This is a genomic window from Gordonia sp. CNJ-863, from assembly GCF_001942325.1.
GTDB lineage: Bacteria > Actinomycetota > Actinomycetes > Mycobacteriales > Mycobacteriaceae > Gordonia > Gordonia alkanivorans.
This window is the reverse complement of sequence record NZ_MKKG01000059.1, coordinates 1-4,836: the sequence shown is the minus strand read 5'-3', so window position 1 is coordinate 4,836 and position 4,836 is coordinate 1. Positions and strand designations below refer to the sequence as shown.

5 protein-coding genes and 1 pseudogene are annotated in these 4,836 nt (G+C 67.8%); 5 read left to right on the top strand and 1 reads right to left on the bottom strand.

Translation table 11 applies throughout. The features are described from left to right. The 5 genes and pseudogenes from BJF87_RS21630 to BJF87_RS21610 all read left to right on the top strand — a co-directional run. Positions 1-453 (top strand): annotated as a pseudogene (locus tag BJF87_RS21630) (hypothetical protein); the annotation flags it as partial. Between the two features lie 131 nt (positions 454-584). Next, on the top strand, positions 585-1,151 hold the full coding sequence (locus BJF87_RS21625) for a MerR family transcriptional regulator (RefSeq protein ID WP_075863882.1): 567 nt from the start codon (positions 585-587) through the stop codon (positions 1,149-1,151). Between the two features lie 25 nt (positions 1,152-1,176). Further along, positions 1,177-1,647, top strand: a complete 471-nt coding sequence (locus BJF87_RS21620) for a hypothetical protein (protein WP_139319569.1) — start codon at positions 1,177-1,179, stop codon at positions 1,645-1,647. 16 nt (positions 1,648-1,663) lie between these two features. Beyond that, a complete protein-coding gene (locus BJF87_RS21615) occupies positions 1,664-3,622 on the top strand; it encodes an RNB domain-containing ribonuclease (RefSeq protein WP_075863885.1) in 1,959 nt (652 codons plus the stop codon). Next, entirely contained in the window at positions 3,552-4,055 is a 504-nt protein-coding gene (locus tag BJF87_RS21610) for a WhiB family transcriptional regulator (protein WP_316042978.1), read from the top strand. Before BJF87_RS21615 ends, BJF87_RS21610 begins: the two co-directional genes overlap by 71 nt. A gap of 272 nt (positions 4,056-4,327) precedes the next feature. Here the strand turns inward: BJF87_RS21610 and BJF87_RS21605 are convergent, their stop codons facing one another. Continuing rightward, positions 4,328-4,690 (bottom strand): Rv2640c family ArsR-like transcriptional regulator, encoded by a 363-nt coding sequence (locus tag BJF87_RS21605; protein WP_005179521.1) that lies wholly within the window; start codon positions 4,688-4,690, stop codon positions 4,328-4,330. Positions 4,691-4,836: the final 146 nt, after the last annotated feature.

Genomic DNA, 4,836 nt, shown 5'->3' with positions numbered 1-4,836 from the left:
GCTGCCCTCGGAGACGCGTTGGCTCGCGACGACCACGCCCGCGTCGCGGCCATCCTCGAAGAGCACGCCTCGGTCAACTTCGCCGCCTTCGACGACTTCGACGACGACACCGGATTCCACTTCGACGCGTCCGCGACTTCCGCATCGACTGGAACTGACATGACGGACGCAACCAGACCGACGAGCCCAGATCTGCTACTGACCCTCGACTGTCTCGTAGAACTGGTCGACAGGGTCGAACACGCACGTGGCCAGGCCCTGGCGATAGGGGAGTCCTCGGCGGTCAAAGCCGCCTTCCATGCCGCCGGTTCGGTCAGCCCGCCTACCGCCAGCTACACCCGTGGCGTCGAGGTTGACCGGTTCTACGCACTCCTGGCCACCACCAACCCCGACCTCGCCGAACAGTTCCGCACCCACCGCGCCGGCACGCAATCGCCCGCTCCCGCGCCCTGAGCGGTCCTCAGGCCGCCCAGCAGCGCGCGATCGAGCAACAGTGCCTGCGATTCAGCCGTGGCCGCCTGAGGCCCGATACGCTGACATCACCCCGAGATCCACGATCGCCACCACCGAAGGGACACCAGTCGATGGCACACGACGTAGGGCAGGGCTCGTTCGACGAGCTGGCCCCCGAGCTGTTCACCGTGGCCACTGTCGACACCCCGACCTCGGGTTACCGGGTGCCGGCGGTGCTGGAGATCGTCGGCGTCACCTACCGCCAGCTCGACTACTGGGCCCGCACCGGCCTCGTGACCCCGAGTGTGCAGGCCGCCGCCGGGTCCGGATCGCAACGGCTCTACAGCTTTCGCGACATCCTCGCGCTCAAGATCGTCAAACGCCTCCTCGACGCCGGGATCTCGTTGCGCAACATCCGCACCGCGGTCGAGTTCCTTGCCGACCGCGGCACCACCGACCTCGCGCAGACGACCCTGATCAGCGACGGCACCACCGTCTACGAGGCCACCTCCGATGCCGAAATCATCGACCTGCTCCACGGCGGGCAAGGCGTGTTCGCCATCGCCGTCGGCCACACCCTGACCGATCTGGCCGGCACCGTGCACCAATTCCCCGCCGAAGACGCCACCCCCACCGCAGCGGCGGCCGTCGACGACCTCGCGCAGCGACGCAATGCAGCCGTGTCCGAAGCAGTCTGATCAACGAAGTAGTTGGAGGTCGTTAGTGGTTGACGTGCTGTCGAAGCCAGTGGGTGTCTACATGATGACGCTGTGGTGGCATTCCCGCGGCGACGAAGCCGCCAATGCCGAACTCGCCGACATCCTCACCGCACTAGGATTTCTCGACGCCACCGCAGGCATGAGTGTGTCGCGAGATCGAAGCGCCGCGGTGCATGCGGCGACCGAAGACGACACAGCCCGCGAGTTATTGGCGCAGTGGTGCATCAAGACCCGCGCGCGCCGCGGGGGAGCGGGCGTGCAGCACCCCTTACACTGGCTGTCGCGGGCAACCGCGGCCATGGCCGCCGAGACTGACCCCGACGCCGTGAACCGTCAGCATCGCCTGGTGTTTGACATGGTGACCAATCTCCCGCCCACTGACGCCGCCGATCCCGCCGTCTCCGAGCAGATCGCCGAGCATTTCCATACCTACAACACCCATGCCATCCACCAGGGCCGCAGTCCGGGCCGATAGCCACATGAGCGACCAGATGACCACCACTGCCACGCAGTGCGCGTTGATGATTGACGCGTCCACCACCCGCGACCGTGATGACGCGCTCACCATCACCCCCACCGCCTCAGGCTGGGACGTCGAGGTGTTCGTGGCCAACGTCGCCGACCTGGTACCCGCCGGGGCGCCAGCCGATCGCACCGCCGCGACCCGGGTGGAAACACGCTACCGGACCACTGGCACGGTGCCGATGCTCGGGGCGCAGCTCGAGCACGCCGCGACCCTGTCGGCTACCCAGGACCGTGACGCCCTGGCCATCCGCCTCCGGGTGTCCGCCGACGGCGACGTGGTTTTGGCCGGCCTCGACCGTGAAGTGTTGCCGGCCGGGTCGTGTGTGGCGATCACCCACGATCAGGTCACCACGATCCTCGAGGACCCGGACCACGCCCACCACGCTCAGTTGTCGGCGGCCGCGCAGTTGGCGCAGGTGTTGACCGGCCGTCGGCGCGCAGCCGGGGCGTTCGTGGTCTACGACCTCACCCGCGGGCTGGTCTCGGGCGAAGACGGCCGCCTGCTGGCACTGCCCGAGGGGCACAACGCCGCGGCGTATGTGGTCGTCCAGGAGTTGATGATCGCGGCGAATGCTGCTGTGGCGCAGTACGCCATCGACGCTGAGCTACCGATCCTGTTCCGCAACCACCTACGCAATCCCGTCGCGCCCGCTGACGTTGACCGGCTCGCTGATCTGGCCGCTGCGTTGTCCACGGTCACCACCACCGCCGAGCTGGCCGCGTTGCAAGGACAGCTCAACACCGCGATCTCCAAAGCCACCTACGGCGCGACCGTCCGCGGGCACATCGGATTGCAGGTCCCGGCCTACACCCACGCGACCTCCCCGTTGCGCCGCTACGCCGACCTGGTCACCCAACGCCAACTCCTGGCCCACCTGGACGGCACCGAAGTTCCCTACACCGCAGAGCAATTGGCCACCATTGCCCACGCCCTGGCCGCGATCACCGCCGAACGTAACGTCGAGATTGAGGCAGCGCAAAAAGCCCGTACCCGCCGAGCGAACGAAGCGGCGATCGCCGCCGGCGACCTGTCGCACATGAACGACCGCGAGTTCCTACGCGTGCTGCGCCTGGGCGCCCAAGCCGCACCACCAGCCTCGGTCGCCACCGAACTGACCGAACGCGCGAAGACTGGACGGCTACACGCCGGGCACATCGCGGTGCTCTACACCACCGATCACCCCGACTGGAAAACACTGCGCGCCAACCTGACTGCACGGCTACGCGCCGAGCACGCGTACCTGGCGCCGTCAGCGATCTCAGCACTCCAGCAGATCGACGGCGGACAGATCGTCACCCCCACCCTCGACACCGACATCACCGGCCCGCCCCACCAACGCACCTTCGCCACCCGCGCCCACCTCGAGGACATGACTACCCGCTGGCACACCGGCCCGGTCAAGAAGACCACCGAACACGTCGCCCTGTGGGACCTGCTCGACATCATCGGCGGCCACACCCCCTCTGCGGACCCCACCACACCACCACCCGCGCCACCCGAGCCCGAGCCGACACCGACGGTGGCGCCGCCGTGCACACCTGCCAACCACACCCCGCCCCCGGCGGCCCCGAGAACCCCCAATCCAGCAGAGGCCTTGGATGCGTTCGCGCTGCACGCCGCGCTCGGCGGCGACGACGACACCCGGCGCGCGCGCCGCCGCGCCAACGCCCTGAAAAACCCCGTCGGCTGGCTGACCACCCTCGCGCCCACCATCGGCGCCGGCGAACTGCACGTCGACACCCACACCGAGGGCCCACCCCATGAGCGGACCTTCACCGTCACCCTCACCGCCGGACCCGCCCGCGCTACCGCCGCCGCACCGAGTATCAAAGCGGCCAAAACTGCTGCCGCCCATGCCGCGGTCACCGGCCTGTTCGACGCCTCGACCGCGGCGGCTGTTTCCCACCACGATGGCGGGGCATGAGCACACCCGTCTCTCTCGGCGATATCCACACTGCGCCGCTGTATCCGAGCCGCAATCGCGCGCGGCCAGCCAAGGACCCACCTGGGCGCTGGTCGAGTCCCCGGCGCGCCACCTACCCGCCGACGCCCTCCCGGCCTGCACCCGTAACCCCGACGCTTGGTTCCCCGATCGGCTGTCCACCGCCCGGGCGGGTGCCGGGCACGCGGAGATGGCCGCCTGCCGCCATTGTCCGATCCGACAAGGATGCGCCCGCGTGGCCCTCGACGACACCGCCCACCTCACCGGCATCTGGGCCGGGATCTACATCTCCCCACCCGGTTCAGCCAGCCAGAAAGCGGTCCGTGAAGCCGCGATCGAGCAGCTACGCGCCATCGCCTACCCCGACAACCCTGACCCCACCGTTGTTGTCGAGGGCCGCACACCGCCGCGATAGCCCAGCGTGCAATGAAGGGCGCGGACCCCGGTCAGGTCGGCGGCTTCCCTCCGCATTCCTCACCGGACGTCCGCGCCCGTGCCTCCGATGTCATCTCGCAGGACATCGGTGTCACTTCCGCATCAAGACACTGGTGACAGTGTGAGGGGTCTTGGTGGTGACACTTCTTCATTTGGTTTCCGCCACGCACCGCTATGTGCCTTGCGTTGCGTGGCGCGGTTGCCGATGAGGGGGGCTGACGCAGGTGCTCAACTGACCGCGCCTGCGACGGTTCAGCAGCACCCCGTGATGGCGCTGAGAACGCTGCGCAGCGCTTCCAACGACTCTGGCCGGGCACGGTAGTAGACGTTCATCCCTCGTCGGTCAGGTGCGACCATGCCGGCCTTGCGGAGCTGCCCCAGGTGGTGGCTCGTGGTGGCCTCGGTGAGGCTGACCGCGGTCGCGAGGTCGCAGGTGCAGATCCCCTCACCGGTGTCAGTGAGCAGAATCGAGACGAGTTTGATCCGGACCGGATCGGCCAGCGCCTTGAGCCGCAGAGCGATTTCTAGGGCGGTGTCGTCATCGAGAGGGGCCGCCGACACGGGCGCACAGCAGATCGGGGCACTGATGTCGACCATCGGCAGGGCCTTCGGCATGACCCGACCATACCCTGGTACTTGACATATGTCGAAAAGGTGGCACCCTGCAGGTGTCAGTAGTTCGATATATGTCTCACAGGTGAAGGTGATGGTCATGTCCCGTATGCAGCTCGCGCTCAATGTCGATGATCTCGATACCGCGA

Coding starts and splice junctions, on each gene's coding strand:
- BJF87_RS21625 (WP_075863882.1), top strand. CDS start 585: ATGGCACACGACGTAGGGCAGGGCTCGTTCGACGAGCTGGCCCCCGAG.
- BJF87_RS21615 (WP_075863885.1), top strand. CDS start 1,664: ATGACCACCACTGCCACGCAGTGCGCGTTGATGATTGACGCGTCCACC.
- BJF87_RS21610 (WP_316042978.1), top strand. CDS start 3,552: ATGCCGCGGTCACCGGCCTGTTCGACGCCTCGACCGCGGCGGCTGTTT.
- BJF87_RS21605 (WP_005179521.1), bottom strand. CDS start 4,690: ATGCCGAAGGCCCTGCCGATGGTCGACATCAGTGCCCCGATCTGCTGT.